Genomic DNA, 25,569 nt, shown 5'->3' on the forward strand with positions numbered 1-25,569 from the left:
CCATTAGCGATCGCTGAAAGTTTGGGCAATGACAGATCGATTTGTTCAGTCGTGGCAATGACCGCTCAAGCGGGATCGCCCCGGAGAAAATTGATGATCACCGAATTGACCACTGCCGGTGTCTCGATCGGGACGAGATGCGTTCCGGGCAGCACGGCCAATCGTGCCGCAGGCAGCCGGTCCACGATCGCCAGACTGTGCTCGATGAGCACTTCGTCGTGGTCTCCCTGCATCACCAGTGTCGGGGCGGTCACCGCCGTCAACACCGACAGATCCATCTCGGGCTCATTCGCGATCATCGCAGTGGTCTTGGCGAACACCACCGGGAAGTGGTCGTCGCCATCTGGTGAGGCCGAGGCGTAGTCGGCGCGGAGGAACTGCACGATGTCGGAGTCGATGTCGCCGATGGTGTCGAGGATTCCACCGGACGCCCGGCCGGACGAGTTCAGGTACTGACCGAGAACCACCATGCGGTCGACCAGATCCGGTCGTCTGAGGGCCACGAGGAATGCGATGACGGCGCCGTCGCTCCATCCGACGAGGTGGGCCCGGCCACCCACGACCTCGTCGAGGTAGACGATGGTCTCCTGCGCCATCGTCTCGTAGTGGAACTCTTCGGTGACGTCGGCGCTGTGCCCGTGACCGTGTCGCTCAGGGGCATAGACCCTGAACCCGGCATCCACGCACGGCCCGAACTGGCCGCCCCAGTCCGCCGCGCTCGAGAACGCACCGTGAATCAGGACCACGGGTTCACCATCGCCTGCCACCTGATGCCAGATCGCGGTGCCGGGCGTGGGATGACTGATCTCGACATATCCGGTGAAGTCGGTGGTCATGGCCACGAGCATCCCAGACGGCGGACGGATCGGCGTGACGAATCGCACCGATGGCGGGCGAGTGTCCGCTATCGGCCGCTAGGGTCGGAAACATGGCCAGTGCAAACACAACAGTGACGCTTTCCGATGGTGTTGTCGCCGGCGTACGCGACGGCGACATCATTCGCTGGCGGGGGATCCCCTACGCCGCCCCGCCGGTGGGCGACCTGAGGTTGCGTGCTCCGCAGCCCGCGATCGGATGGACGGGGGTGCTGGAGGCGAACAGTTTTGGCAACGCGCCGCCGCAGAATCCCAAATACGCGCTCGTCGAGCGCGGCAAAAAGCAACCGGTCAGTGAGGATTCGCTGATCCTTAATGTCGTGGCGCCGGAGCAGGCGTCGACCGAGCCCCTCCCGGTGATGGTGTTCATCCACGGTGGTGCCTACATTCTCGGGTCGACGGCCACGCCGCTCTACTACGGTCACGACCTCGTCCGCCGCGGCGACGTCATCTTCGTGTCGATGAACTATCGGCTCGGCCCGTTGGGATACGGCGATTTCACCGAACTGTCCACGCCCGAACGGCCGTTCGAGTCCAATCTCGGGTTGCGCGATCAGGTGGCCGCACTGCAGTGGGTGCAGGACAACATCGCCGAGTTCGGGGGAGATCCGGGCAATGTCACCATCTTTGGCGAGAGCGCAGGCGGAAATGCCGTCACCACACTGATGGCCACTCCCGCGGCCGGTGGACTGTTCCACCGTGCGATCGCCGAGAGTTCGGCGCCGATCCTCACGCTGCACCAGCACTTCGCGCACAAGTGGGCGCGCAAGCTCACCGAACTCCTGTGTGCCGACATGGGAGTGGACGATCCGGCGCAGGCGCTGGTGGATGCCTCGCTCGCCGAGATCGGCCGGGCCGGGCATCGTCTGGCGCGCTGGGTGACCACCGACACCCCGGGACTTCTTCCGTTCGGCCCGGTGGTCGACGGCGACTATCTGCCGCTGGCGCCGGTCGACGCCTTTGCACAGGGGAAGGCGCATAAGGTCCCGATGATCATCGGGACGAACCGCAATGAGGGCACGTTGTTCAAGCGGCTGCCGCAGGGGATGCTGTCGAGCGAGGAATCGATCACGGCGATGTTCGCGGCCACCGAACCCGACGCGCAAGAGCGCATCACCGGGGCCTACGGCCGTTTCCCGCATCCTCGATCAATGGTCAAGTTCGGCGGCGACTACATCTTCTGGGTGGGCACGATCGCGGTGACCGAGGGACATGCGCAACATGCACCCACCTACGCCTATCGGTACGACTACGCCCCGCGCCTGCTGAAGTTGTTGGGGCTCGGTGCAACACATGCGACCGAACTGTTCGCCGTCTTCGGGATCTATCGCGGTAAGGCCGGCCGATTGCTCGCACGGGGTGGCGATCGCCGCAACGCTCTGCGCGTCACGGACGAGGTTCAGGATCAGTGGTTGGCATTCGCCAAAACCGGTGAGCCGCTGGAATCCTGGCCGCGCTACACTCCGAAGGTCCGCGCCACCAGGATCTTCGACACACATTCGTATGTGGAAATCGACCCCTACCGCGCCCGTCGTGAGGCGTGGGCCGGATTCGGTGATTATGTGGCCACGATTTCGGGAGCCGAAGAGGCCACGGAGACAATGGAGAAGGTATGAAGCGAGTTTTCACTTCGGTCGCTGACGTTCTGGAGTCGGTCGGTTCTGAGGTCGGCAAGAGTGATTGGCTCGAGATCACGCAAGATCGAGTCAACCTGTTCGCGGACGCAACCGGCGATCACCAGTGGATCCACGTCGATGTCGCAAGGGCCAAGACGAGCCCCTTCGGTGGGACGATCGCACACGGCTTCCTGTCCCTGTCGCTGCTCCCGATGCTCGGCGCCCAGATCTACGGCTTCGACAACGTGAAGATGGCACTGAATTACGGCAGCAACAAGGTTCGCTTCCCGGCACCGGTTCTTGTCGGGTCGAAGGTCCAGTTGACCACCACGCTTGCGGATGCAACCGAATTGCCCAACGGCGGTGTCCAGGTCGTCTTCGGTCACAGCCTGGCAATCGAGGGCGGTACCAAACCGGCCCTGGTCGCGGAAATGGTTGTCCGGGTTCTTTTTTGACAGCCACGCACACGACCACTGCATGGTGTCGCGGAGCAGCAGGGATACTGCTGGCCGCGGCACTGCTCGTCGGGTGTACCGATTCCGGGGATGATTCGTCCGATGATGGCTCAGTCGCCATCACCACGTCGCCGTCGACAACCGGTGTGAGCGCAGCGCAACCGTCGGTCGAAACGGCGCCGGCTTCGGTCTATCTGCCGCCGTTCATCAGTCGGGTGGAGTGGGCGCAGACCGATCAGGGGCCGAGTCTGCAGGTCTTTCCCACCGAATCGGGCCGATATGTGCCAGGCGAAAGCGAACTCGACGCGGCCTGGTCCGAAGTAGTCGCGTTGGACCAGACCGCCGACAGCCCGGGTATGCGTGATCAATTCGCTTGCCACTGGCGATTTGCCAGACTTGTAGAACCGGAGAAGACCAGCTGGAATCTGGAGCCCTGGCGACCGGTGGTCTCCGGGTCCATGATGATCGCCGACCGGTGTAACCCGGGCGGAGCGGAAGAGACGATTCCGTGAAAAGCCCCTCCACTCCTGCCGATTCGGCTCAGGCCGGCGTCGGGATCCGGACGACCTGACCGACGCGCAGTACCCCAGCCGGATCATGGCGGTCGGCCAGCGCGCCGAGCCACGCGAGGGTGTCTTCGTCGTAGCAGCGGGCCAACCGCTCCGGGCTGCCGCCCGGGTCGAAGTTCGGTAGCTCGCCGATGGTCCACGGCGCAAACGCCTCGACGATCGACGCGGCGTGTGGCGCCACATGTTCGGCGATCGGCGGCGCCAGGACGCCTACCGTGAACAGGTGATAGGGGGCCTGGCGATGACAGAACGCGCTGCGGTGCGCGGCGGGTCGGGCCATCGCACCGCCGAAGCGACGGATCTCGACAACCACCTGCGGTGACTGGGAACCGGGGCCGGCCAGAGAGAGCAGGCTGTTGATCGCACTGTCGTTGAGTTCGCTGAAGAGCGTGGCATTTTCGAACGTGGGCATCGGATCGACCGGGTCCGCGTGGATAGCGCCCATCGCGGCATAGGGCATCACCGCGACGGCATCGATGAGCGGAGTTGCCGCCGCGCGCATGGGTGCGAAGAGCGCCTCTGCGTCGGCCGGATCGGCCAACGAAGCGTATCGGACCGCAACGGTGAGTTTGCCCGCCAGCGGCGGCGGAACCTCCGGGAGTGGCGGCAGCTGGAGCAGTGCGATGGAAGTGTTGGCGTGCTCCGGCAGATCGATGCTCCAATCCCGCCAGGCGTGAAGGATCTTCGCGGCATCGGCTCCGTCGAAATAGAGCGCACCGCCGTAGAACTCGGCGATGGGCAGCAGGTCGATCTCCACCGAGGTGACGATGCCGAGGGTGGCCTTGCCCCCGCGCAATCCCCAGAAGAGTTCTGCGTGGTTCTCGGGCGTGACGTGCAGGATCTCGCCCTGGCCGGTCACCAGCTCGAAGGAGCGCACGTGATCCGAGGACAGACCGACGGTCCGAACGAAGGGGCCGATGCCGCAGCCGGTGATGAATCCGACCACCCCGACATCGGGTGCGGAACCGGCCAGGCCTGCCAGACCGTGCGGTGCGGCCTCGTCGATGACCCGCTGCCATTTCACCCCGGCCCCTACCCGGGCCGTGCGGGCCTGCGGATCGATCGCCAGGTCGGACAGTGCGCTGGTCTGTACCAGGATGCTGCCCTGATCAAGTGGTAGCGCGCCATGTCCGGTCGCGTTGACGGCAACGGTCAGTCCGTGCTGGGCGGCGATCCGCAAGGTGGCGGCGACATCGGCGGCGGACTCGACGAACACTGCCGCGTAGGGCGCGGTCGGGACCGCGACATTCCACGGGATCGCCCGTTCGAAACCGGGCTCACCCGGGCGGACAACCGCGCCTGCGACGGCTGCCCGCAGGTCCGCGGCCGGGTCGGTACCTGTGTTGTTGGGGGTGGTGACGGTCATCGTGATCGGTTCCTTCGCTCGAGATCCGTAACTGATGGCGCCAGCATGCGCGTGAGCACTTGGGAGGTTCTTGGTGACGGCGTTCAAGAATGTTTCAAGAATCGACAGCCGTTGGTCGCGATCGCGCGTGAGCTACCGCGCGGTGCGCAAGTGCTGCAATTGCTTCTTCACACCGGCCATGCCCAGCTGCGCGGCCTGCGCTTCGAGGTTTTCGAGTTCGTCTGACTTCTGCTCGTCCGGCGCCCGTAGTTGCCAGTCGAGAACCCGGCACCGCAGCAGTGTGGGCAGTCCGCCGGTCCGCTCTGCGATACCTGCTGCCACCGCGATCGATTCTCTTGCCGCGGCGCGGTTTCCGGTGAGTCTGTGTAAGCGACCCAGAGCCAATGCCACCGGGCCGACGTTGCCGAGCTGCCCGATCAGGCCGATGTGGTCGGTGAACGGTTCGAGTTCGGTGACGAATTCGTCTGCGTACTCGGTCAATTCGAAGTCGGCCACCACGTGCGCCAGGGCCACCGCGTGACCGAGGGTGTGCCAGACGTGTGCACCGCGCGTGGCCTGCCGCTGCGCGACCAGGGCAGCGGCGAGTGTTCGATCCACCGGCGCGCCGGGTATGCCTGCGGTGCCGGCGGCGATCACACCGCGCATGTTCGTGTCCTCGGCAGCGGCGGCAACATCGGTGATCCACTCCTGTGCGCGGAGGACGCCGATCTCGGTGATGGTTCCGAGTTCGCGGCTCAGCGACATCAGGGACATGTCGGCCTGCCCGGTCTCATACAGCTCGGTCTGTTCGTGAACACGTTTGGCGATCGCCTGATGCTGTTGTGCCAGCGCAAAATCACCGGTCCAGACAGCGACCACAACCTCCATCCAGCGAAGTTGAGCGCGCAGGATCGGCAGGTTCAGTTCTTCGCTGCCCGCGATGGCCTGCCGCAGGTGGTGCTCAGCGGCCGCGACGTCCCCAAGTGTGAAGGTGGCCATCGTTCCGATCGAATGGGCGATGACCGCGTCGAAGCTGGCCTGGCGATGATTCAGCGCGAGCAGTTCGTTGATGAGCGCGACGGATTCGCCGGCATGCGTGGCGACGCCGGAGAAGGTGATCAGCCGGGCCATCATCACCTCGGCGATGATGTCGGGGTCGTCGGTCATTGCGGCGAATTCTTCTGCGCGAGCGATCAATTGCGGGGCAAGGGTCGGATCGGGGTGGTAACTGTGGCCGACGCTCAATGCGCCAAGGACCTGCGCCCGTTCGGCAGGCTCGTCGGCAACGGCCTGCTCGGCGCGGGCGAGCAGTGCCAGCAGTGGCGCGGGATCGGACGCAGGCGACACCCACGGCCAGCCACCACCCGAGCGCAGCAGCGATCCGGCGAGTTTCCCGACGGTGGAGGGTTTTTCGGCGCGAACCGCGGCCGTCAGGGCCGCTTCCACGGTTTCGAGCACGGTCTGGCCCCGTCCGGCCCGTGACAACGCCTCGAGCAGCGATACGGTCAGGCCATCGCGTTGTTCATCGATCTGTTCGGCGGCCGGCAGCAGTGCGTAGGCGGTCAGGGCATGCTGCCACCAGTATGCGGCGGCCTCTGAATTCCACCGCGCCACAAAGTCTTCCGCAGCAGCGGTGCATGCCAGGACCGCCTGCTCGGGCTCGACCAGCGGCAGGGCGGCCATCAGGTGGTGAGCACGCCACCCGAGTGTTTCGGCCCTGTCGGTGTCGGCAAGGATCGCGGCGACCTTGGCGTGCGCCCGCTTGCGTCGCATGGCGGGGAGCTGGGCCAGGATCTCTTCGCGCAACAGACCATGTGCGAACGCATAGCTGTCGGTACCAGGGGCCGCGGTGATGATGCGTTCGTCGGCGGCAGCGTCGAGTTGATCCGCGACGGAGTCGATGTCGATGCCGGTTGTGCGCGCCAACAATGCGATGTCGATGGTGTCGCCGATGACGGCTGCCATTCGGAGCGTCTGCAGCACATCGGGTTCGAGAGCGGTCAGACGCAACCCGAGTACAGAACGTACGGCCACCGGGAGTTCGCCGGAATTGCGTTCGTCTGCAGGCAGTCGAGCGTATTCGGAGACGAACAGGGGGTTTCCGCCCGTACGCCGATCCAGTGTCTCGACTTCGTCGGCATTCAGCGTCTCTGTCGCGATCTCGTTGGCGAGCGCCGCCACCTCGATCCTGTCGAGTGCGGGCACCACGATCTGGCGGTTGCCGGTACCGCGTGCGACAGCACTGAGAAGTCGGGCCACTGCCGGGGTGTGCTCGCCTTCCCGGAGAGTGATCAGGAATGCGATCGGGTGGTGGTGTACGGCAGTGGCCATCGATGCCAATGCCCCGACCGACATCGAGTCCGCCCATTGGACGTCGTCGACGATCACCGCGATCGGATGTGACGCACCCGCGCGTTCGATGATCAGTTGCACTCGGTCGTAGACGGTGAACCGGGCGGTGTCGGCGTCGACGTCGCCGCTGGTGGCGAGGACTTCACCCGGTTCGGCGCCGAGCGCGTTGACCAGTTGTCGGATCGGCCACCACGACGGTGCACCCTCTTCTGGATTGCGGGCCCAGACGGCGTGCCCACCCTTCGCTTTCAGGAGGTGGGCGGCCTCGTCGGCGAGTCGGGTCTTGCCGATACCGGGAGGACCCATGAAGACCATCCAGCGCGTGTTCCCGGCGACGACCTCCTCGAGCAACTTGCCGATATCGGCAAGCTCGCGGACGCGCCCGACCAGGCCTCGGTGGGCCGGGATCTCAGCGTCCGGCGGCACCTGCACCGGAGGCGTGTGGTCCGGGGTGCGGAGCTCACCGGCGCCGGACCAGATCGGTTTGCGTGGCCACGCGATCAATTCGGGATCATGGCGCAGGACCGCACCTTGCAGGTTTCGGATCTCCACACTCGGCTCGAGGCCGAGGTCGGTGTCGAGCCGCTGAGTGTGATCGGAGAACACCTCGAGAGCCTCGGCGGAGCGACCGGCCCGGTGCAGGGCGAGCATGTGCAGCCAGCAGCTGTGGTCGCGATACGGCTGCGCATTGCGCAGCGCCACGACATCGGCCAGGGCCTGCGACAACCGGCCCAACGCGAGCAGGGCGGTGATCCGGTTCTCCATGCAGCCGCTACGGATCTCCTCGAGTCCGGCCGCCTCGGTCCGCACCCAGTCCTCATCGCCCTGTCCGTCGAGGAGTTCACCGCGCCACAGATTCAACGCCTGCTCGGCGGCATCGAGTGCCGAAGCCCACGCCTCGTTGTCGGCGTGCTGCCGGGACGTGTTGGCGAGATCGAGGAACTCGCTGACGTCCACGTCGGAGTCTGCGACGTCGAGTATGTAGCCGGTGGATTCGCGCCGGATCGGGGACGTACCCGCATCGTTGCGGAGGGCACGGCGCAGATTGGAGATGTAGGCCTGCAGGCTCGAGGTCGCGCTCGGCGGCGCCTGCTCACCCCACAGTGCGTCGCAGAGGCGGTCCGTCGACACCACCTTGCCGCGGTGGATCAGCAGGATCGCGAGGATCGTCCGTTGTTTGGGAGAGCCGAGATCGACTCGTGCATCGCCGTGGCCGCTGGAGTCCCGGAGTACCGCGAGCGGGCCGAGTAGCTGATAGCGCATGCCCACCCTTCACCGCTCGAAGCTCACCGATCGCCGCTCGGGGTGTTGATCCAACCCCGGTAGGGGCCATTCGGAGCGGTGAATTCAGAGCTTAGGTGACGTGTGCACTCAAAGGGAACGGCCGATCGGCCTAATTCCCGGTGTTCGTCCTGGTTTTACGTCAGCGCCCGGTCGACGTTTGCCTGCGTTGTCCGGCGGCCGGCATTACGAGAACGACGGGTGCCGACCACTCGGCAGATCATGTAGATCGCAAACGAGATCGAGGTGACAAACACTGAGGGAGGCAATCCGGGCGCCAGCGACAAGATGATCCCGGCGATTGCGGCGATTTCCGCGAACAGGATCGAGAGCCCGAGGACGGCCGTCGGATTCGACGACACCCGCATCGCGGCGGCGGCCGGCGTGATGATCAGCGACATCACCAGCAGCGCACCGATGATCTGAACGCTCTGTGCCACCGCGGCACCGAGCAGGACGGCAAACACCACCGACAGCAACCGCATCGGCACGCCGCGGGCCTCGGCGACCCGGGGATCGGTGCTGGCGAACAGCAGCGGACGGTAGATGATCGCCATCACGACAACCACGACGATCGTGGTGATCACAACGGCGGCGACCCCCTGGGCTCCGGCGGTCACCGCCTGCCCGGTGAGCAGGTTGAAGCCCGCGCCCGTGCGGCCGTAGAGGGCGATGAACAGCACGCCCAATCCCAGCCCGAAGGCCATCACCACGCCGATGACCGAATCCCGTTCGCGCACACGGTTTCCAAGGAGTCCGAAGATGATCGAGGCGATGATCGCGCCGATCAGGCCGCCGAGGTTCACGCTGATCCCCAACAACAGCGCGGCGGCCGCGCCGGTGAAGGTCAGTTCTGCGGTGCCGTGCACGGCGAAGGCCATCTGGCGGCTGACGACCATCGGGCCCAGGATCCCGCCGAGGATGCCGAGCAGGGCGGTGGCCAGTAGTGCTTGCTGCACGAAGTCGTACGAGAGGAGATTGGCGGTCTCGGCGAAATCGAAGAGGTCGGACCAGCTGCGGTTCACTCGGATACCTCGGTTGACGGTGCGGACGAATGGTCACCGTGGCAGGCAGATTCATCGGCCCCGACAACTACGAGCCGGTCCTGGACGCGCAGGACGTCGACGCGGGTCTGGTACAGCTCGCTCAGTGTTTCCGACGTCATGACCTCGGCCGGTGTGCCGATCCGGAAGCGGCCGTCGACGAGGTAGACCACCCGGTCGACGTACGGCAGGATCGGGTTGATCTCGTGGGTCACGAACAGAACCGCGGTGCCGTGATCGCGGCGGCGGCGGTCGATGAGCGCCGCGACCCGACTCTGGTTGGCCGGATCCAGGCTCAGCAAGGGCTCGTCGCAGAGCAATACCGCGGGGTTGCCCGACAGTGCTTGTGCGACGCGAAGACGCTGCTGCTCACCACCACTGAGCAGACCCAGCGGTGCGTCGGCGAAGTCGCGGGCGTCGACCTGCGCGATGGCATCGTCGACAAGGGCGTTGCGGCGCTTGCGATTGCGAAGTCCGAGACCCCATGCCTGACCGTCGACACCGAGGCCGACGAGGTCTCGTCCGCGTAGCGGCAGGCCCTCGTCGTGGGTCTGTTGCTGGGGGATGTAGCCGACTCTGCTGTCGCCGCTGCGCAAGCCACGACCCTCGACGGTGACCGTCCCGGCGTCCAGAGTGTATTTGCCCAGAAGGGTTTTCAGCAGCGAGGTCTTACCCGAACCATTGGGGCCGAGGATCGCGATGAACTCGCCGCGCGCCACCGTGAGGTCGAAGTGATCCCACAGGACCCGTTGTCCGAACGACAATCGTGCGCCCGTGATCGTGACCGCGGCGCCACGGCCTGCGGTTTGATGCACGGTTTTCAGGCCATCGGCAGCGCGGTGATCGGTTGTTCTGGGTGGTGTCGCGGGGGCCGGTTCTGGCTCGGTCATGTGGTGGATTGCCTTATCGAGAAGTGCTGGTTGCGCTGGCCGCCAGGGCCGACGACAGTGCCTCAACATTAGCCCGCTGCCACTCGATGTAATCGGTCGTGTCCGCCGGGAAGGTCTCGGTGAAGTCGACGACGGGGACTCCGGCCTTCTCGGCGATGGCGAGCAAGGCCTTTGTGCCGTCGTCAACGGCCTGGGTGTTGTAGATCAGTGCGCGGGCCTCACGGCTGGAGATCAATTCCTGGGTCGCGGCGACGTCGCGGGCCGACGGCGATTGCCCGGACTCGACCGCATCCTGAAGTCCTGCCGGGGTGATGTCATCGAGTCCGGCTTCGGTCAGGAGATACCCGGCCAGCGGTTCGGTCTGGACAACCTTCGCTCCGGGGTTCGCGGCCTTGATGGCCGCCAGCTCACCGCGCAGCTCATCGATCTGCTCGTTGAACGCCGCGGCGTTGTCGCGGAAGTACTGTGCGTTGGCGCTGTCCTTCTCGGACAACGCATTTGCGATGCTGTCGGCAACCTGGCCGACGACGGTCAGGTTGTAGAAGACGTGTTCGTTGACCGCACCGGGAGCGTGACTGTGGTCGTCCTCGGAGTGGTCCTCGCTGCTGTGTTCGTCGCCTTCCATGATGTCGAAGGCATTGACCACGATCGCTTTCGAGTTCTTCGCCGCGGCTTCCATATAGGCGTCGTAGTGACCACCGTTGAGGACCACCACACCGGCGTCGGCGACCTTGGCGGTGTCCTTGGCGCTCGCTTCGAACTCGTGCGGATCGCCGTCGGGTGAGGTGTAGAGCGACGTCACCTCGGCGTGCTCACCACCGACGGCCTCGGCGACCGAGCCCCAGACGTTGGTCGATGCGACCACGGAAACCTTGCCGTCCGCGGTGGTTCCGCCGTTGTCGGAGGAACAGCCGGCGGCCACGCCGACGGCCAGGGTCAGGGCGGTGGTGACCCCCAGGAGTCGGGACCAGGTTGCCATTGCAGGACCTTTCGCATCAGTGGACGGTGTTCCGCGCAGGGCTGAGGTGCGCGACCATCTAACAGATGCTAATGATAACCGTTACCGACAACTTGTGAAAATCAGTACCGATTGACGATCGCTGGCGTGACGAACCGCTGGACGATTTCGCGTTCCTCATCCGCGTCTGCGCCCGGCGTGGTCAGCAGCGAGATGACAATTCGCACGATGAACCGGGCCTGCAGGGCAACCTCGGCCTCGGATGAGGACGTCTCACCGGCCAGCATCTCGACAGCGGTCTTGTTGACGAGTTCCGACGACGTGCCCATCGCACCTGCCAGCCCGGCGGCCTCCGGGCTGAACCAGCTGTACATGACCGGGTCGGCGCGGACCCCTTCAATCGAGGTAAGGATGGATTCGGTGATGCGTTCGCCGACGTCTTCGATGTCGGCGATGCGGAGGGCCACCGCTGCCGACAGGGCACGAGCCCCGCGTTCGACATAGGCCAGGTGCAGATCGGAACGAGACGCGAAGTAGCGGTAGAGGGTGGCCCTGGAGCAGCCGGCGGCAGCGGCGATCTGGTTCATGTTCACCGCGGCGACCCCGTGGGTCACGAACAGATCGCCTGCGACATCGAGGATGCGGGCCGCGGCGGTCTCGGTTCTGCTGGCACCGAGCCAATCCGCACCCTGGGCGCTCTCGGGGTGACGAGCGGTCTCGGGAGATCTGCGGCTCATGGGCCGACGGTCACGTGCATGGTGGTCGGTCGGCGTACGTAATTACCCGTTGCGTAGGCGATCGATCCGGGATCGACGGTGAACTCCGGACAGCGCGCCAACAGTTCGGTGAGTGCAACGCGGGTCTGCATCCGCGCGGCCGCCGCCCCGAGGCAATAGTGGGCGCCGCGGCTGAATGTGAGGATCTGCCGTGGACGACGGGTGATGTCGAGGCGGTCCGCATCGTCGCCGAATGCTCGGGGATCGCGGTTGGCCGAGCCGTAACAGAGCATGACCTTGCGTCCGGCCGGGATCGTGTGATCGCCGACCGTGACATCGGTGGTGGTGGTCCGGGCCAGGCCCTGCACCGGTGAGGTCAGACGCAGGAACTCGTCGACCGCATCGTCGATGAGTTCCGGATTTTCGACGAGCGCCGCCCGTTGATCCGGATGCGCGCCGAGCAATTCGGTGGCGCCGCCGAGAACGCCGGTGGTGGTGTCGTTGCCGCCGGCAACCATGGTGAAGGTGAAGGCGAGGATCGACAGCAACCCCTCAGTGCTGTCGTCCTCGCCTACGCCTGCATCCACCAGATGGGAGATCGTGTCGTCTCCGGGGTGTGTGCGCCGGTACTCGATGAGCGTGCCGAAATAGGCCATCATCTCGAGTACTGCGGCGGTGGCGGTGTCGCCGGCCTTGCTCAGGTCGGAGGTGTCTGCGCCGACGATCGCCTCGGTCCATCCGTCGAATGCCGTCCGGTCCGATTCGGGGACGCCGAGGTAGTGCGCAACAACCATGGATGGCAACGGTTTATAGAGGTCGGTGACGATATCGCCGCCACCGGATTCGACCAGCGCATCAATCCCGGAGCGGACGAACTCGCGCACCGCGGGTTCGATCTCGTGGACCTGTTTGGGGGTGAACCCGCGGGACACCAGCTTGCGGAAAGCAGTGTGGACCGGCGGATCCTGCATCACCATCGGTGGATTGTCCGTCAGCCCGATGCTCTCCAGCTCGCCATAGGTGGTGGTCAAGCCGCCGGATGAGGTGAACGTACGCCAGTCGTCGGCGGCATTGGAGACGTCGGCATGGCGTGTCAGCACCCAGAAGTCGTGGGCGGGATCGGTTGATCGAACGCGATGGACGGGATCGTGGTCCCGTAGATCGGCGTACATCTGCCAGGGATCACGCCAAGTGTCGCCGGAACGCAGCACATAACCCGCCGCGTGCGACACTTTCGTTGACATGTCTCAAGCGTGAGACATTGGCCGCCTTGTGTCAACCATTAATCGACATCTTGCCTTTTCGGGCTCAGGGTGCCTGCTGTCCGTTGAGCGCGGCGATGGCCGTCTGGAGTTTCTCGGTCGCGGCCTCGGAAACCGGCACGAGTCCGGACTCGCCGGACACATCAACCATCAGGTTCGGATTCATGGCCTCGACGATCGAGGACGCCGCGTCGTCGGGATGCGCGCGAACGACAACGTTGCAGGGCAGCAGGAGTCCGATCTGCCGGTTGACCCCGATGGCGCGGTGAGCCAATGAAGGATTGCAGGCCCCCAGGATCAGGTAGTCCTCCATGTCTTCGTCGAGCTTGGTCTTCATGGTCGCTTTGACGTCGATCTCGGTGAGGATGCCGAAGCCCTGATCGGCCAGCGCCGCTCGCGTCTTGGCGACGGCCTCGTCGAACGGGAGGTTCAGGACTGTTGAAATCGCAAGTGCCACAATAATTCTCCTAGCGGTTGTAGATCTTTGGTGGGTTGGCGTTCAGCGCAGTTCGCACTGGCGTGGGAGTCCGAGGCGATGCATGATCAGGCTGGCGGGGCACCAGCCCACGATGCTGTAGAGCAACAGGTTCACCGCTACGAATGCGGTCAGGAGCAGCCACCACGTCGAGAGCGTGATCGCAAGAACCAGGCTCACCAGCACCACGGTTCCGGCGAGCAGCGGAACCACCCGCTCGATCGTCCAGGGCCGACTGGTCGTTGCCGGGATGTTCATCGTCGAATCCTTTCTATTCGCTCAGTGGGAGAACGACATTGAGGGCAGGATGCGCCGCAGCCAGGTCGGTGACCACCACGCCGCCCGTCCGGTCAGCCGGAGCAGGGCCGGCAGCAGCATCAACCTGATCAGGACCGCGTCGAGAAGTACCGCTACTCCGAGGATGATCCCCATTTCTTTGGGAGGCAATGGCTCCGCGAACGCGAATGTGAAGAACACGGCGACCATGACCGCCGCTGCGGCGAAGATGATGCGCCCGGAGTGGGCCATCCCGTCGATTTGTGCGGTGTCGGGGTCCCCGGTCCGTTCGTAGTGTTCTTTGGCCGTGGCGAGCAGGAAGACGGTGTAGTCCATGGCGATGGCGAAGATCATGGCGAAGAAGAACACCGGTCCCCAGCCGTCGAGAAAGCCTTGCGCGGTGAATCCGAGCAACCCGGACAGGTGGCCGTCCTGGAAGATCAGTTTCGCGACCCCGAACGCAGCGGCCGTCGACAGGAGACTGACGAGGGTGCCGATCAAGGCGATGAGCGGGGCCTGCAATGCAACAAGCAGCAGCACAAAACCCAGGATCAGGATGACGGCGACGATCAGCGGGAAGTAGTCGTTCAGAGCCTGTTGCAGATCCAGATTCTCGGCCGGCGCGCCGCCGACCAAGGCATCTGCGGGTAGGGCGTCGCGGAGATCGTCCACGATGGTGCCCAGCGCTGCATCGGAGGGATCCACCGAGGGCAGTGCCTGCAGCATCACGTGGTCAGAACCGTCGGCGGCGGGTTGCGGTGGAGTGACCATCTCGATACCGGCTGTTGCCGCCGCGGCCGCGGCAACCTGCGGTCCATCCGCCGTCGGGGCGACGATCTGCAGCATGCCAGGGGCTCCCTCGCCCATTTGCTGTTGGACCAGTTCATAGCCCTGTCGCACGGGCGCATCCCCGGGCACCACGGAGATCGATGGCATGGCGACCTTCAGTCCGATCACCGGGATCGCCAGTGCGATCAGCACGATCAGTGATCCGAGGGCAAAAGGCCAGGGGTGGTTGTGCAAGGTCTTGCCCCAGCGTGCGAACAGTGGTGAACGATGTTGCTGGCGTTTGGCATACGGCAGGGACGCGGCATTCACTTTCGCTCCGAGTGCACCCAGGGTTGCTGGGAGCAACGTCAGCGTGGCCGCGAGGACAAACGCCACCGCGAGCACGATCCCGATGGCCATCGTCCGTACCGCCGGTGCCGGAACGAGCAGCACCGCGGACAAGCTCACCAGAACGGTGATACCTGATAGGACAACAGCTTTGCCCGCGGTGGCCATGGTTTCGGCGACTGCCTGCGCTATATTCGTGTGATTTTTGAGGGCATCACGGAACCGGGACACGATGAACAGGGCATAATCGATACCCAGCGCCAGAGCGAACATCATCGCAAAGTTCATGGCCCACACCGAGATCGGGGTGATCTGGTTGAGCAGGACCAACCCTCCGGCCGAAGCGACCAGGCCTGCGATGGTCAACAGCAAGGGCAACCCCGCCGCCACCAGTGAGCCGAACGCCAGGACCATGATGGCCAGCGTTACCGGCCACGAGAACAGTTCGGCTTTGATCATGGCGTCGTGATTGGCCTTGTTGAAGTCGCTCCACAGCGCGGAGGCACCGGTCGGATACACCTCGACGCCGTCGGTAGACAGCCCGGTGAGTTCTTCCTTGACGTCATCGACTGCCCGGACCATGTCGTCGGTGTCCGCGTTCGCGCCGGCGATCACGATGCCGGTGTGCTGATCCGGGCTGATCGTCATGCCCGGCGCAGGCGGGATGATCTCGCCGAACCGGGAGTCGCCGTCGAAGACCGCGGTCGCCTCGGAGATCACCTTTTGCATGGCCGGGCTCGTCACGGTGTCGGTGTCAGAGTGGACAACCACCTGGACCGCGGCCGAGGAATTCCCACCGAAATGCTGCTGCGCCAACTCGCGCACCTGCACCGACTCCGATCCATTGGCCTGCCACCCCGCACCGGCCAAAGACGAGAACACCGACGGAGCTGCCACGCCCAGTCCGATCAACACCAGGAGCCAGACGCCGAAGACCATGCGGGAGTGCCCCGCCATCGCCGCGCCCCAGCGCCCCAGGACGCCGGAGGGCCGGGTCGGTGGGGAGTCGGGCTTGGTTTCGGTCGGGGTGGTGCCGGTCATGGTGCGAGAACTCCTTTGGGTCCGGATTGCATACCCCCATGGGTATTGCTGGACTGCGCTCGAACATACCCATGGGGGTATGCTTGGTCAAGTACGCATCCGCCTCGGAGCCGTACCCCCTGGGGTATCGTGTGGTGGGGCAACCAGACGAAAGGCTTGTCAAAAGTGATCGGTGACGAAGAAACGATGTCGGCGGTGCTGAACCGTCTACGCAGGGCACAGGGTCAATTGGCCGGAGTGATCACCATGATCGAGGCCGGGCGTGACTGCAAAGACGTGGTCATCCAACTCGCTGCGGTCTCCCGCGCACTCGATCGCGCCGGCTTCAAGATCGTCGCTTCCGGGATGCGGCAGTGCATCAATGGCGCGGACGGCAACCAGGCGCCACTCACCGAAGCCGAACTCGAGAAACTCTTCCTGGCGCTGGCGTAAGGATTGGTCGCAGAGGGCGGGTCTGCAGGGAACCACGTCAACTGATCACCCTGGGGGGTGTCGCACCAGGCTGTTAACCTGCATGACGGGAGTCGACATTCCCCATGAGTTTCTTTGCATTACTACTGAAAGATGTTGTAGCAAAGCGCAATTGGTGAAAATCTGCCCTTGCGAACGCATGTTCGAGTCGGTAGGCTGGAGTTAGTTGTTGATCACGGAGACTACGAGGCGTCGAGTAAGTAACCTTTCCGCTAGAAGCTGATCAACTTTCCTGTTGCTTCGTGCTCTGGAGGTGTTTGGCGGTGCGGCTTCTCGATACGGTGGATTCCCTGGTTGACCTGGTCTTACCCGATGATCCCCACGTGGTACTGGGTATGACAAGAGAGCTGATCACCCTGCGCAATGCGGCCGAGCATCAGCTCGCGGTGTGCGCTGCGGTGATCGACGAGTCGGGGATGGCGCGCAAGGCCGGCTCGACCACATCAAAGTTGTTGCAGGCCAACGGCGCAGCGCCAGTATCGGCGTACCGCTGGTTACGTATCAGCGCAGGCTTGACGGGTCTGGATCGTACCGCCGGGTATTCGCGGGACGGGTTCCTGTCCTCCGAACATGTGGACGCGGTGGTCAAAGGGGTTGCGCATATTGTTGGCCGGTCCGCAGAGGCTGTGACGTCCGAGCAGCAGGTTGGCTTTGAGCGGAAACTGTTGAGTCACGCTATTTCCGGAGCCGCGCCAGCTGAGATCGGCGCGGCGGCCCGAGCGCTGGGGAACGAGGTGGCGAAAGACACGGGTGGTCCGCCGCCGGCGGAGGACCGGTCGCTGAACAGTCTCGAATACAAAGTTCACGAGGGTCGTTGTGTCGGCACGTTCGATGTTGATGCGGTGATCGGGGAAAAGTTGTTCTCCGCGTTGGACTTCTGGAGCAGGGCGCGTCCTGAACCCGACGGATCCGATGATCCGCGTTCCCCAGCCCAGCGTCGAGCTGACGCGTTGCATCAACTCTTGGATTGCGGTGGTGGCGGACAAATGTTGGTGTCGGCGCCGCGGACCGAGGTAATGGTGACCGTTCCTGCTGATCATCCCGAGGCTGCATCACTGCCCTGGATGGGGCCGGTCACCGAAGCGACTGCCGCGATGTTGGCGTGTGATTCGTCGATCACTTCGATCACCCTGGACGGACAGGAAGTCCCGGTTGATTTGAGTCCACCGAAACGGCTGTTCAAAGGGCTCGTCCGTAAGGCGATCATCATCCGCGACGTCTGCTGCGTGAAATGTGGGGCGAAAGCGACCTGGTCGGACTGTCACCACATCGTGCACTTTGTCGACGGTGGTCTCACGACGTTGGAGAATGGGTGTTTGTTGTGCCGCACTTGCCATATGGCGGTTCACAACACCGACTGGGACGTGATCATGGGCTCCGACGGACACCCGTGGCTGATCCCGCCCGCCGACATCGACCCACAACGAAAACCGCTGCCGGCCTACAATCGGCGAACACTCACTCTCGCAGCCTGATCTGACACTACTGACTTCCCTTGGCGCACCCGAGCTCTCGTCGGGACCGCGCACGCAAATTGACAACTCCATAGAGTGAAAGCATGTGGTGCTGTCGCCCGTCCCAGCCGAATGGCGGGACGGGCGGCAGCGCCGCAAAGAACCCGCAGTTTGTCCATATCGCGTGTCGGCGTGTTGCTCACCACGCCCGTGAGCGGGTGGCCTCGGTGAGCGCGGTGTCGAGGATGTCGATTCCGCGGTCGAGGTCGCTGTCGCTGATGGTCAGCGGTGGCGCAAGTCGGAAGATGCCACCCATGCCGGGGAGCTGGACGATGTTCATGTGCAGCCCGTGTGCGAGGCAGGCGTCGGTGACCGCTTGTCCCAATTGTTCTGCGGGCGCCTTGGTTTCACGGTCGGCGACCAGTTCTATGCCGCAGAACAAGCCTCGACCGCGGACGTCGCCGATGACCTCGTGGCGCGACTGCAGTTCCAGGAGCTGATCGCGCAGGCGCTTGCCTGCGGTTTCGGCTCGGGCGACCAGGTCGTCGCGGATCACGATGTTCAGGACCGTGCCCGCGACCGCAGCGGCCAGGGGATCGGATACATGGGTGGTGAAGAAGAGGAATCCGCGCTCGTGGCAACGGGATTCGACCTCCTCGGAGGTGACCACCGCTGCCACCGGAAGTCCGGCCCCGAGAGTCTTCGACAGCGTCAGGATGTCGGGGACGGCCCCGTCGCGTTCGAAGGCGTACATCGTGCCGGTGCGACCGAGTCCGGTCTGCGCCTCGTCTGCAATGAGGAGCATGCCCCGCTCAACGCATTTGGTCTTCAGCGCGGCGAGGTACCCAACCGGCAGGTCGATGAGTCCGCCGGAGGAGACGATGGGTTCGACGATGCAGGCGGCGAGGCTGCCGGTCGACTGTTGGTCGATGAGGGAGAAGCCGTAGTCGAGCTCGGCCTGCCAGTCGTGGTCGCCGGACGGCGTGCGGAATACCGATCGGTATGCGTTCGGTGTCGGCAGGGTGAAGTTACCGGGCACCGGGGGTCCGTAGCCCTTACGGCCCGCCGAGTAGGTGGCCGCGGCCGCGCCGGAAGTCATCCCGTGCCAGGACCGGTCGAACGAGACGATCTCGTAGTTGCCGGTGTAGAGCTTGGCGATCTTCAGGGCCGCCTCGTTCGATTCGGCGCCGGTCGACAGGAGCATCACCTTGTCCAGGCCGGTCGGGAGTGTGGCGGACAGGGCTTGTGCGAAGTCGACCACCGGGCGACTGAGCATGCCACTGAACAGGTGATCGAGGCCGGTCATCGCAGAGGCGACTGTTGCCGCGATCTCTGGGTGGCAATGTCCCAGAACAGAACTCATCTGGCCGGAGGTGAAGTCGAGGATGGCGTTGCCGTCGCTGTCGTAGACGTAGCTGCCGCTGGCGCGCTCGATGATCCGCGGCGTGAAGGCCCCTCCGTAACGGATGAGGTGCTTGTCGACCGCCGGCCAGAATGCCGAGTCGTTCACGGTGACGTCCTTCCTGGTGCCTGGTCACGGCACAAGATCGTGGAACCCGGGTTCGGGTTCCACGATCTCATTCAGGCGTCAGTTCTGTTGGCTGACCGATGTGTGCGGCATCAGTGCGCCGGGTGGGATCTGACCGAACTTGCCGGCGTTGAAGTCGTCCATCGCCTCGATCAGCTGCGCCTTGGTGTTCATCACGAACGGCCCGTATTGGAACACCGGTTCACGGATCGGACGTCCGCCGAGCAACAGCACCTCCAGTGCGGGCCGATTCGAATCCTGATGTGCCGCTGCGGAGATGGAAATCCGGTCGCCGGGACCGAGGACGGCCAGTTGACCCTGCTGGATCGGGTTGCCGACCGGGCCCACGGTGCCACGCCCGGACAGCACGTACACCAGCGCGTTGAAGTCGCGGTTCCACGGCAGGTCGAGCTCTGCACCCGGTTCGATTGTGGCGTGGGCCAGGGTGATCGGAGTGCGGGTGGAGCCGGGTCCCCGATGCCCGTCGATGTCACCGGCGATGATGCGCACGAGCGCGCCGCCGTCGGCAGAGCTGAGCAGGGTTGCCTGCTTGCCTTCGATGGACTGGTAACCGGGGTCGGACATCTTCTCGGCCGCAGGCAGGTTCACCCAGAGCTGGACACCATGGAACAGACCTCCACTTTCCACCAGCTGTGCCGGTGGGGTCTCGATGTGCAAGATGCCCGAACCGGCAGTCATCCACTGGGTGGCGCCGTCCGAGATCAAACCGCCGCCGCCGTGCGAATCCTGGTGCTGGAAACGTCCGTCGATCATGTAGGTCACGGTCTCGAAACCGCGGTGGGGATGCCAGTTGGTGCCGCGGGGTTCACCGGGCTGGTACTCGACCTCACCCATCTGGTCCATGTGCACAAACGGATCGAGGTCGGTCTTCGATGCGCCGGCAAACGCCCGGACGACGGGAAACCCCTCGCCTTCGTATCCGCGGGGTCCGGTGGTCACCGACCGAACCGGACGGTCGGTGTCGGCGGCGGTGGGGCCGGCGATGCGGGGCAGGGTCAAGGTATCTGCGGTCACGGCTGGCATGGCTGGCTCCTTCGAAGCAGGTGGGACGGTACGCACGATATAACCGGACTTCGGTCCGTTTCATTCCCGAGTGTGCGGTATGCCGTTCTCGGCAACATCATCAACCCGACGTCCACTTCCATACTGATTCGATGTCTGTCAATATCGACATATGTCGAATCAAGGGTCGCTGGATGGAGCCTGCTCGCCGCTGGTGCGGGAGCCGCTCACCGAGGACTGGGCCACCGACCTCGCCCGGGTGTTCAAGGCGCTCGGTGATCCGGTGCGCTTGAGGCTGCTGTCGCTGATCGCTTCCCACGCCGGGGGAGAGGCCTGCGTCTGTGACATCTCCGGATCCTTCGAACTGTCGCAGCCGACCATCTCGCATCACCTGAAGGTGCTTCGCGAGGCGGGGCTTCTCGACTGCGAGCGGCGCGGGACCTGGGTGTACTACCGGGTGATCCCCTCGGCGCTGTCGCAACTTTCCTCGGTCCTGCTCACCGACGTCGAACCCGCGCTGCCGTCATCGGTGTGCGCAGAGGTCACGGCATGAGCGAGACCCGGACCGCGCAACCGGCCGCCGTCGTCGGCAAGCTCTCGACCCTCGACCGCTACCTGCCGGTGTGGATCGGCGTCGCGATGGTTGCCGGACTGCTGCTCGGCCGGGTGATCCCTGGTCTCGGTGACGTGCTCGGCGCGGTGGAAATCGACGGCATCTCTCTGCCGATCGCCCTGGGGCTGCTGATCATGATGTATCCGGTCCTCGCGAAAGTCCGCTACGACCGCCTCGATTCGGTCACCGGCGACCGCAAACTCCTCCTCGGCTCGCTGGCGTTGAACTGGGTGCTCGGCCCGGCCCTGATGTTCGCGCTGGCCTGGATCTTCCTGTCGGACCTGCCCGAATACCGGACCGGGCTGATCATCGTCGGCCTGGCCCGCTGCATCGCGATGGTCATCATCTGGAACGACCTCGCCTGCGGCGACCGGGAAGCCGCCGCGGTTCTGGTCGCGATCAATTCGGTCTTCCAGGTGATCATGTTCGCAGTGCTCGGTTGGTTCTATCTGTCGGTGCTGCCGGGTTGGCTGGATCTGGAGCAGACCACCATCGACACCTCGCCGTGGCAGATTGCCAAGTCGGTGCTGATCTTCCTCGGCGTCCCACTGCTGGCGGGATTCCTCACGCGCCGCTACGGCGAGAAGGCCAAGGGGCGCGACTGGTACGAATCGAAGTTCCTGCCGCGCATCGGGCCGTGGGCGCTGTACGGGCTGCTGTTCACGATCGTGATCCTCTTTGCGCTGCAGGGTGAGCAGATCACCTCGAAACCGGTCGACGTCGTCCGCATCGCAATCCCGCTCCTCGTCTACTTCGCGATCATGTGGGGCGGCGGATTTCTACTCGGGGCGGTCGCCGGGATGGGCTAGGAGCGGACCACGACACTGGCGTTCACCGCGGCGGGCAACAATTTCGAGCTCGCCATCGCCGTTGCGATCGCCACGTACGGCGCGAGCTCCGGGCAGGCGCTCGCCGGTGTTGTCGGGCCGTTGATCGAGGTCCCGGTGCTCGTCGGCCTGGTCTACGTCTCACTGGCCCTGCGAAAGCGCTTCGCATCCACCTTCTCTGCAGACCCACAAATGAAAGGCCATTGAATGCCGACTGGTGATCACGATGGGCTGCGGTGACACGTGCCCGATCTTCCCCGGGCACGATCTACCGCGACTGGGTCCTCGACGATCCGGCCGGGCAGGGCGCCGAGGCCGTCCGCCCGATCCGCGACGAGATCAGGGCGAAGGTCGAAGCCCTCCTGGTTGAACTCAGTTCGAAGGCGCCGAACTCAGCTGGTCGGGTCGAACCCACCTCGTAGGCCGAACGGCCTGCCGGGGCGAACCCTGCTGCGTGGACGGCCGGACGAACCGGGAGCGCGTCGGCGGGCGGAACCTTGTCCGGCCCACACGATTAGTGTGGACACATGGGTACTTCCACGGGCCGGGTCCTGGCAGGCGACGGCACGCAGATCAGCTACCGCACGGCCGGTTCCTCTGGCAATGACACTGCCCCGGTGGTGGTGCTGATCCACGGCTGGGCGCAATCGTCGCGATCGTGGGGCGAAGCGCTGGTCGACGACCTGTCGCAGGACTTCCGGGTCATCGCGATCGACCTGCGAGGCCACGGAGATTCCTCGGTGCCCGCCGGTGACCACCTGAGCGCCGAGGACTTCGGCGGCGACATCGCCGCGGTGCTCGATGCCGAGGTGACCGGCGAACAACAGGTCTTCCTGCTCGGCTGGTCATACGGCGGGCTGGTGGTCGGCGACTACCTGAAGTATCGCGCCGATACGGATTCTGCGGCGCCGAATCCGGCCGGACTGATCCTGGTCGGTGCGATCACCTCGATGGGACGCGGCGAAGCCGGTGGCCGGGTCGGGCCCGCGATGCGCGCTGCCCTGCCCGCCGGTTACTCGGAGGATCCCGCCGTGGCCACCGCGGCTCTGCTGTCCTTCGTCGACGCACTGGTCCCGGCGGAGCAGGGTGCTCTTGCGCAACAGTTCCTCGGGACGTCGCTGACCGTTCCGCCGACGGTCCGGGCCGGACTGTTCGGACGCGGGGCCTCCTACGACGACGTGATCGCCGATTTCGACGGTCAGGTGCTGGTCATCCACGGCACCGCCGACCCGGTGGTCGACATCTCCTGCGCGCAGCACGTCGAAACCCTGGTGCCCGGCGCAATCTCCCGATACTGGGACGGCGCGCGGCACGCGCCCTTTGTCGAAGACCCGACCCGGTTCGCCGCGCAGGTGCGCGAGTTCGTCACCGCCACCGTAGGAGCGCTCCGGTGAACGCCGGCACCGGCTTACCGGTTCCGCACCGGGTGGCGCTGATCTCCGTGCACACCTCGCCGCTGGCCCAGCCCGGCGTCGGCGACGCAGGCGGGATGAACGTGTACGTCTGGCAGACCGCGAAACGTCTTGCGCAACGCGGCGTCGAGGTCGAGATATTCACGCGTGCAACATCTTCGACGGATGAGCCGATGGTGCATGCAGCGCCGGGGGTGGTCGTCCGCAACGTGGTGGCCGGGCCGTTCGAAGGTCTCGACAAGCGAGATCTGCCCACTCAGCTGTGTGCTTTCACCGCCGGGGTGCTCCGTGCCGAGGCCGGACGTCCGGCCGGATACTACGACCTGGTGCATTCGCACTACTGGCTGTCGGGGCAGGTGGGCTGGCTGGCCCGCGACCGGTGGGCGGTGCCGCTGGTCCACACCGCACACACGCTCGCAGCCGTGAAGAATGCTTCCCTCGCCGACGGGGACATCCCCGAGCCGCCGATGCGTCAGATCGGCGAGCAGCAGGTGGTCGACGAGGCCGATCGATTGATCGTCAACACCGAAACCGAAGCGCAGCAACTTGTTTCGATCCACCATGCAGATCGGTCGCGCATCGATGTGGTGACACCCGGAGCGGATCTCGACTGTTATACGCCGGGATCGAAGACCGAGGCCAGGTTGTCCCTCGACATCGACCCCGACGAAGTCGTCGTGACGTTCGTCGGCAGGATCCAGCCCCTCAAGGCGCCGGACATCCTGGTGCGGGCGGCGGCGCCGCTGATCCGTCGGGGTCTGGCCGGAGGCCGCAAACTCCGGGTCCTGATCGCCGGAGGGCCGTCGGGTTCGGGACTGCAGCGCCCGACCTCACTCATCGAATTGGCTCGTGAGCTGGGTGTGGAATCGTCGGTGACCTTCATCCCGCCGCAGTCGCCGGAGCGGCTTGCCGGGGTGTACCGGGCATCGGATCTGGTTGCGGTGCCGAGTTATTCGGAGAGCTTCGGTCTTGTTGCCATCGAGGCGCAGGCGGTCGGTGTGCCGGTCATCGCCGCCGACGTCGGTGGTCTGGGAGTCGCGGTCGACGACGGGGTCACCGGAGTGCTGGTGTCCGGGCACGATGTCGACCACTGGAGCGCCGAACTCGGGCGACTGCTCGATGATCCGGAATTGCTGACCCAGATGGGCGCAGCCGCCCGTGTCCACGCACAGAACTTCTCCTGGGATCACACCGCAGATCAGCTACTCGACAGCTACAGCCGGGCCATCGGTACCTTTCGTGGGCGATACCCGTTGGCGCCGCAGGGCAGCGCGGATGTCGCAGAAACCGACACCCGGCCGCTTTCCCGGATTGCCCGCCGTTTTTCCGGACGACGAAATGGAGTGCGCGCATGACCTCAAATGTCACCGCTGACCTGAGTCTGATTGTCGAAGACTTTCTCAAGAGCCGTGAATTGACATATGGCCGTAAGGATTCCGGTGGCAGCGGTGCTGACCATTTTGTGGTCGAACTGCCGGGGGAGAAGAAGCTCAAGACCACGGTCCTCCTGACGACCGGGTCGCACGGCATGCGGTTGGAGGCGTTCGTCTGCCGAAAGCCCGACGAGAACCATGAAGGTGTCTACCGGTGGATGCTCAAGCGCAACCGCCGCCTGTACGGCATGGCATACACCCTGGACAACGCAGGCGACATCTATCTGGTTGGCCGACACTCGGCAGAGTCGATCACGGCGGACGAATTGGACCGGCTGCTCGGGCAGGCACTCGAGGCCGCCGACGGGGATTTCAACGTGCTGCTGGAAATCGGGTTCATCACCTCGATCCGGCGTGAGTGGGCGTGGCGCGTCTCGCGAGGTGAGTCGCTCAAGAATCTGGAGGCCTTCGAACACCTCATCCGGGAAGAGGACCTGGCCGATGGCGCCACCGGTGGAGGCCAGGATCCGGCGATTGTCGCAGAACCCAGGGACCCGGAACTATTCGGATCCGTCGAAGGCTAACAAGAATCATTGGT

The 25,569-nt window shown here is 64.8% G+C and carries 22 protein-coding genes and 2 pseudogenes; 11 read left to right on the forward strand and 13 right to left on the reverse strand.

Annotation, left to right across the window (positions count from 1 at the left end; genetic code table 11):
• Positions 1 to 65: 65 nt before the first annotated feature.
• Positions 66 to 836 (reverse strand): alpha/beta fold hydrolase, encoded by a 771-nt coding sequence (locus AC1D75_RS07160; protein ID WP_495514590.1) that lies wholly within the window; start codon positions 834 to 836, stop codon positions 66 to 68.
• A 92-nt stretch (positions 837 to 928) separates the two neighbouring features.
• On the opposite strand from AC1D75_RS07160, the gene AC1D75_RS07165 reads away from it, so the two are divergent.
• Genes AC1D75_RS07165 through AC1D75_RS07175 form a run of 3 tightly spaced genes read left to right on the forward strand, consistent with a single transcriptional unit; the run spans position 929 to position 3,458 of the window.
• Positions 929 to 2,491, forward strand: coding sequence for a carboxylesterase/lipase family protein (locus tag AC1D75_RS07165; protein ID WP_495514591.1), 1,563 nt, complete (start codon positions 929 to 931; stop codon positions 2,489 to 2,491).
• On the forward strand, positions 2,488 to 2,946 hold the full coding sequence (locus tag AC1D75_RS07170) for a MaoC family dehydratase (protein WP_495514592.1): 459 nt from the start codon (positions 2,488 to 2,490) through the stop codon (positions 2,944 to 2,946). Before AC1D75_RS07165 ends, AC1D75_RS07170 begins: the two co-directional genes overlap by 4 nt.
• Positions 2,943 to 3,458: a DUF2599 domain-containing protein gene (locus AC1D75_RS07175; RefSeq protein ID WP_495514593.1), complete on the forward strand. Its 516-nt coding sequence runs from the start codon at positions 2,943 to 2,945 to the stop codon at positions 3,456 to 3,458. Before AC1D75_RS07170 ends, AC1D75_RS07175 begins: the two co-directional genes overlap by 4 nt.
• 28 nt (positions 3,459 to 3,486) lie before the next feature.
• On the opposite strand, the gene AC1D75_RS07180 is transcribed toward AC1D75_RS07175, so the two are convergent.
• From AC1D75_RS07180 to AC1D75_RS07225, 10 genes are all read right to left on the reverse strand, one after another.
• Positions 3,487 to 4,881: an FAD-binding oxidoreductase gene (locus AC1D75_RS07180; RefSeq protein WP_495514594.1), complete on the reverse strand. Its 1,395-nt coding sequence runs from the start codon at positions 4,879 to 4,881 to the stop codon at positions 3,487 to 3,489.
• Positions 4,882 to 5,013: 132 nt separating this feature from the next.
• Positions 5,014 to 8,475, reverse strand: coding sequence for an ATP-binding protein (locus AC1D75_RS07185; RefSeq protein ID WP_495514595.1), 3,462 nt, complete (start codon positions 8,473 to 8,475; stop codon positions 5,014 to 5,016).
• Between the two features lie 155 nt (positions 8,476 to 8,630).
• Positions 8,631 to 9,518, reverse strand: a complete 888-nt coding sequence (locus tag AC1D75_RS07190; protein WP_495514596.1) for a metal ABC transporter permease — start codon at positions 9,516 to 9,518, stop codon at positions 8,631 to 8,633.
• The gene (locus AC1D75_RS07195; RefSeq protein WP_495514597.1) at positions 9,515 to 10,426 is read right to left on the reverse strand and encodes a metal ABC transporter ATP-binding protein; all 912 of its coding nucleotides are present in this window, start codon (positions 10,424 to 10,426) and stop codon (positions 9,515 to 9,517) included. Before AC1D75_RS07195 ends, AC1D75_RS07190 begins: the two co-directional genes overlap by 4 nt.
• A gap of 13 nt (positions 10,427 to 10,439) precedes the next feature.
• A complete protein-coding gene (locus tag AC1D75_RS07200; protein WP_495514598.1) occupies positions 10,440 to 11,405 on the reverse strand; it encodes a metal ABC transporter solute-binding protein, Zn/Mn family in 966 nt (321 codons plus the stop codon).
• Between the two features lie 101 nt (positions 11,406 to 11,506).
• Positions 11,507 to 12,121, reverse strand: a complete 615-nt coding sequence (locus tag AC1D75_RS07205; protein ID WP_495514599.1) for a TetR/AcrR family transcriptional regulator — start codon at positions 12,119 to 12,121, stop codon at positions 11,507 to 11,509.
• Entirely contained in the window at positions 12,118 to 13,344 is a 1,227-nt protein-coding gene (locus AC1D75_RS07210; protein WP_495514600.1) for a cytochrome P450, read from the reverse strand. The genes AC1D75_RS07205 and AC1D75_RS07210 overlap by 4 nt, the downstream gene beginning before the upstream one ends.
• 64 nt (positions 13,345 to 13,408) lie before the next feature.
• Positions 13,409 to 13,819 (reverse strand): DUF302 domain-containing protein, encoded by a 411-nt coding sequence (locus tag AC1D75_RS07215; protein WP_495514601.1) that lies wholly within the window; start codon positions 13,817 to 13,819, stop codon positions 13,409 to 13,411.
• A gap of 42 nt (positions 13,820 to 13,861) precedes the next feature.
• Positions 13,862 to 14,095 (reverse strand): YgaP family membrane protein, encoded by a 234-nt coding sequence (locus AC1D75_RS07220; protein WP_495514602.1) that lies wholly within the window; start codon positions 14,093 to 14,095, stop codon positions 13,862 to 13,864.
• A 21-nt stretch (positions 14,096 to 14,116) separates the two neighbouring features.
• Positions 14,117 to 16,270 (reverse strand): MMPL family transporter, encoded by a 2,154-nt coding sequence (locus AC1D75_RS07225; protein ID WP_495514603.1) that lies wholly within the window; start codon positions 16,268 to 16,270, stop codon positions 14,117 to 14,119.
• Between the two features lie 165 nt (positions 16,271 to 16,435).
• Here AC1D75_RS07225 and AC1D75_RS07230 point away from each other — a divergent pair, with 165 nt between their 5' ends.
• Both AC1D75_RS07230 and AC1D75_RS07235 read left to right on the forward strand, forming a co-directional pair.
• Entirely contained in the window at positions 16,436 to 16,702 is a 267-nt protein-coding gene (locus tag AC1D75_RS07230) for a metal-sensitive transcriptional regulator (protein WP_495514604.1), read from the forward strand.
• A gap of 302 nt (positions 16,703 to 17,004) precedes the next feature.
• Entirely contained in the window at positions 17,005 to 18,216 is a 1,212-nt protein-coding gene (locus AC1D75_RS07235; protein WP_495514605.1) for an HNH endonuclease, read from the forward strand.
• Positions 18,217 to 18,394: 178 nt separating this feature from the next.
• On the opposite strand, the gene AC1D75_RS07240 is transcribed toward AC1D75_RS07235, so the two are convergent.
• Together AC1D75_RS07240 and AC1D75_RS07245 are read right to left on the reverse strand one after the other, a co-directional pair.
• Positions 18,395 to 19,705, reverse strand: a complete 1,311-nt coding sequence (locus tag AC1D75_RS07240; RefSeq protein ID WP_495514606.1) for an aspartate aminotransferase family protein — start codon at positions 19,703 to 19,705, stop codon at positions 18,395 to 18,397.
• A 78-nt stretch (positions 19,706 to 19,783) separates the two neighbouring features.
• Positions 19,784 to 20,767 carry a pirin family protein gene (locus tag AC1D75_RS07245; RefSeq protein WP_495514607.1) on the reverse strand — a complete coding sequence of 328 codons (984 nt, stop codon included), beginning with the start codon at positions 20,765 to 20,767 and terminating at the stop codon, positions 19,784 to 19,786.
• 151 nt (positions 20,768 to 20,918) lie between these two features.
• On the opposite strand from AC1D75_RS07245, the gene AC1D75_RS07250 reads away from it, so the two are divergent.
• The 6 genes and pseudogenes from AC1D75_RS07250 to AC1D75_RS07275 all read left to right on the forward strand — a co-directional run bounded on the left by AC1D75_RS07250 (position 20,919) and on the right by AC1D75_RS07275 (position 25,555).
• Entirely contained in the window at positions 20,919 to 21,299 is a 381-nt protein-coding gene (locus tag AC1D75_RS07250; protein ID WP_495514608.1) for an ArsR/SmtB family transcription factor, read from the forward strand.
• Positions 21,296 to 22,393: pseudogene (gene arsB, locus AC1D75_RS07255) on the forward strand (ACR3 family arsenite efflux transporter). The gene AC1D75_RS07250 and the pseudogene arsB overlap by 4 nt, the downstream one beginning before the upstream one ends.
• 7 nt (positions 22,394 to 22,400) lie before the next feature.
• Positions 22,401 to 22,608: pseudogene (locus tag AC1D75_RS07260) on the forward strand (low molecular weight phosphatase family protein); the annotation flags it as partial.
• Between the two features lie 105 nt (positions 22,609 to 22,713).
• Positions 22,714 to 23,580 (forward strand): alpha/beta fold hydrolase, encoded by an 867-nt coding sequence (locus tag AC1D75_RS07265; RefSeq protein WP_495514609.1) that lies wholly within the window; start codon positions 22,714 to 22,716, stop codon positions 23,578 to 23,580.
• Positions 23,577 to 24,953, forward strand: a complete 1,377-nt coding sequence (mshA, locus tag AC1D75_RS07270; RefSeq protein WP_495514610.1) for a D-inositol-3-phosphate glycosyltransferase — start codon at positions 23,577 to 23,579, stop codon at positions 24,951 to 24,953. The genes AC1D75_RS07265 and mshA overlap by 4 nt, the downstream gene beginning before the upstream one ends.
• A complete protein-coding gene (locus AC1D75_RS07275) occupies positions 24,950 to 25,555 on the forward strand; it encodes a type III secretion system chaperone family protein (protein WP_495514611.1) in 606 nt (201 codons plus the stop codon). The genes mshA and AC1D75_RS07275 overlap by 4 nt, the downstream gene beginning before the upstream one ends.
• Positions 25,556 to 25,569 lie beyond the last annotated feature (14 nt).

This window comes from Williamsia sp. Y712 (genome assembly GCF_059445525.1).

Coding starts and splice junctions, on each gene's coding strand:
- AC1D75_RS07160 (WP_495514590.1), bottom strand. CDS start 836: ATGACCACCGACTTCACCGGATATGTCGAGATCAGTCATCCCACGCCC.
- AC1D75_RS07165 (WP_495514591.1), top strand. CDS start 929: ATGGCCAGTGCAAACACAACAGTGACGCTTTCCGATGGTGTTGTCGCC.
- AC1D75_RS07170 (WP_495514592.1), top strand. CDS start 2,488: ATGAAGCGAGTTTTCACTTCGGTCGCTGACGTTCTGGAGTCGGTCGGT.
- AC1D75_RS07180 (WP_495514594.1), bottom strand. CDS start 4,881: ATGACCGTCACCACCCCCAACAACACAGGTACCGACCCGGCCGCGGAC.
- AC1D75_RS07185 (WP_495514595.1), bottom strand. CDS start 8,475: ATGCGCTATCAGCTACTCGGCCCGCTCGCGGTACTCCGGGACTCCAGC.
- AC1D75_RS07195 (WP_495514597.1), bottom strand. CDS start 10,426: ATGACCGAGCCAGAACCGGCCCCCGCGACACCACCCAGAACAACCGAT.
- AC1D75_RS07200 (WP_495514598.1), bottom strand. CDS start 11,405: ATGGCAACCTGGTCCCGACTCCTGGGGGTCACCACCGCCCTGACCCTG.
- AC1D75_RS07205 (WP_495514599.1), bottom strand. CDS start 12,121: ATGAGCCGCAGATCTCCCGAGACCGCTCGTCACCCCGAGAGCGCCCAG.
- AC1D75_RS07210 (WP_495514600.1), bottom strand. CDS start 13,344: ATGTCAACGAAAGTGTCGCACGCGGCGGGTTATGTGCTGCGTTCCGGC.
- AC1D75_RS07220 (WP_495514602.1), bottom strand. CDS start 14,095: ATGAACATCCCGGCAACGACCAGTCGGCCCTGGACGATCGAGCGGGTG.
- AC1D75_RS07225 (WP_495514603.1), bottom strand. CDS start 16,270: ATGACCGGCACCACCCCGACCGAAACCAAGCCCGACTCCCCACCGACC.
- AC1D75_RS07245 (WP_495514607.1), bottom strand. CDS start 20,767: ATGCCAGCCGTGACCGCAGATACCTTGACCCTGCCCCGCATCGCCGGC.
- AC1D75_RS07250 (WP_495514608.1), top strand. CDS start 20,919: ATGTCGAATCAAGGGTCGCTGGATGGAGCCTGCTCGCCGCTGGTGCGG.
- AC1D75_RS07265 (WP_495514609.1), top strand. CDS start 22,714: ATGGGTACTTCCACGGGCCGGGTCCTGGCAGGCGACGGCACGCAGATC.
- AC1D75_RS07275 (WP_495514611.1), top strand. CDS start 24,950: ATGACCTCAAATGTCACCGCTGACCTGAGTCTGATTGTCGAAGACTTT.